Source organism: Curtanaerobium respiraculi (assembly GCF_024609215.1).
Lineage (GTDB): Bacteria > Actinomycetota > Coriobacteriia > Coriobacteriales > Eggerthellaceae > Curtanaerobium > Curtanaerobium respiraculi.
On the sequence record NZ_JANIPD030000032.1, the window covers coordinates 1 to 1,701 of the forward strand.

Consider the following 1,701-nt stretch of genomic DNA (forward strand, 5'->3'; position numbering starts at 1 on the left):
GCGGACCATCTTGGACCGCGTGGAAACTATAGCACGAAATTGAACGGTATGTATTGACCGTTCGGAAGTGAACGATTACCATGCAATTGCAAAACCGTTCAATAACGAACGCTAGGAGGAAACATGGCAAGCGAGGAGCCAAGGCTGCTGAATGCGGCGGAGGTGTCGGAGAGGCTGGGGGTCTGCCGCAGCAAGGCGTACCAGGTCATCAGGGAGCTCAACGCAGAGATGCGGGCGCGCGGATGCAAGGTGATGGCCGGCCGCGTGAGCAACGAGATCTTCGAGGAGACGTTCTTCAGGCGTAAGGGAGGGTCGAGGCATGACCGTTAAGCAGTCCAGGAACGGGACCTGGTTCACGCAGTTCCGGTGCAAGAACAAGTTCGGCGAGGAAGTGCACAAATGCAAGCGCGGTTTCGGCACCGCGGAGGAAGCCCAGGCCTGGGAGGACGACTTCATCGCCTCCGCCGGGTGCACGATGGCGATGACGTTCGAGGAGTTCTACGAGGTATACGAAGCCGACATTCGGCCGCGCCTGCGCGAACATACGTGGCGCAACAAGGACTACCTGGTCAGGTCGAAGATCATGCCCTTCTTCAAGAACTACCGCATGAGCGAGATCCAGGGCATCGACATCATCCGCTGGCAAAACGACCTCATGAAGGGCAGCAACAACAACGGGCAGGGCTACGCGCCCACGTACCTGCGCACCGTGAACAACCAACTATCTGCCGTCCTCAACCACGCCGCACGATATTACGGGCTCCACCCCAACCCCGCGGTGCGCACCATGAAGATGGGCGGCAAGGAAACGTCCGAGATGAGGTTCTGGACCAAGGAAGAGTACCTGGAGTTCGCCGACGAGATGATGGAGAAGCCGCGCGAGTTCCTGATGTTCGAGATCCTCTACTGGACCGGGATCCGCGAGGGGGAGATGCTCGCGCTCATGCCATCGGCCTTCGACCTGCAGCGCGGGACCATGCGCATCGACAAGTCCTACCAGCGCTTCGACGGCCGGGACGTATTCACGGACCCGAAGACGCCCAAGTCGATCCGAACCATCAAGCTCTCGAGGTTCCTGGTCGAGGAGGTCGCCGACTACCTCGAGCGTCACCCCGAGATTGGCCCCGGCGACCGCATGTTCCCGGTCACCAAGTACCAGATCTCGCGCGCGATGAAGAACGGCTGCAAGAAGAGCGGGGTCAAGAGGATCCGCGTGCACGACCTGCGCCACAGCCACGTGAGCCTGCTCATCGACAAGGGCTTCACCGCCCTCGCTATCGCCGAGCGCATGGGTCACGAGGCGACCGACATCACGTTCCGCTACGCACACCTGTTCCCCACGGTGCAGGATGACATGGCGAACGTGCTCGACGACGAGAGAGGAGGGTTCTAGGTGCCCTGCCCCAACTACCGCAGGAAGCGGACCATCTCAAAGGCGTTCCGCGTGAGCCGCGAGGAGAGCGAGCGAATAGAGCTCCCGGCGAGGGCCGCCGGCGTCACACAGCAGGAGTACATCATGGCCAAGATCGAGGACAGGGAGTTCACCGTGGCGCCCGACATCCGCACCTACAAGATGCTCCGCGAATCAATGCGCCAGGTCTACCAGGAGCTCTGCCGCCTGCGCGACTGCTCGGCCATGGACAAGCGCCTCATCGCGAAGGTCGAGCTGCTGAGCGACCTTTTCGTCGGCATCGCCGGCGA

3 protein-coding genes are annotated in these 1,701 nt (G+C 61.4%); all 3 read left to right on the forward strand.

All coding sequences use genetic code 11. From position 1 onward, the window contains the following. Nucleotides 1–123: 123 nt before the first annotated feature. Nucleotides 124–330 carry a hypothetical protein gene (locus NOV21_RS07835; RefSeq protein ID WP_283171738.1) on the forward strand — a complete coding sequence of 69 codons (207 nt, stop codon included), beginning with the start codon at nucleotides 124–126 and terminating at the stop codon, nucleotides 328–330. After that, nucleotides 320–1,393, forward strand: a complete 1,074-nt coding sequence (locus tag NOV21_RS07840; RefSeq protein WP_283171737.1) for a site-specific integrase — start codon at nucleotides 320–322, stop codon at nucleotides 1,391–1,393. Before NOV21_RS07835 ends, NOV21_RS07840 begins: the two co-directional genes overlap by 11 nt. Beyond that, the coding region (locus NOV21_RS07845; protein WP_283171736.1) for a plasmid mobilization protein at nucleotides 1,394–1,701 on the forward strand (308 nt) is incomplete at its 3' end. It abuts the gene before it with no gap.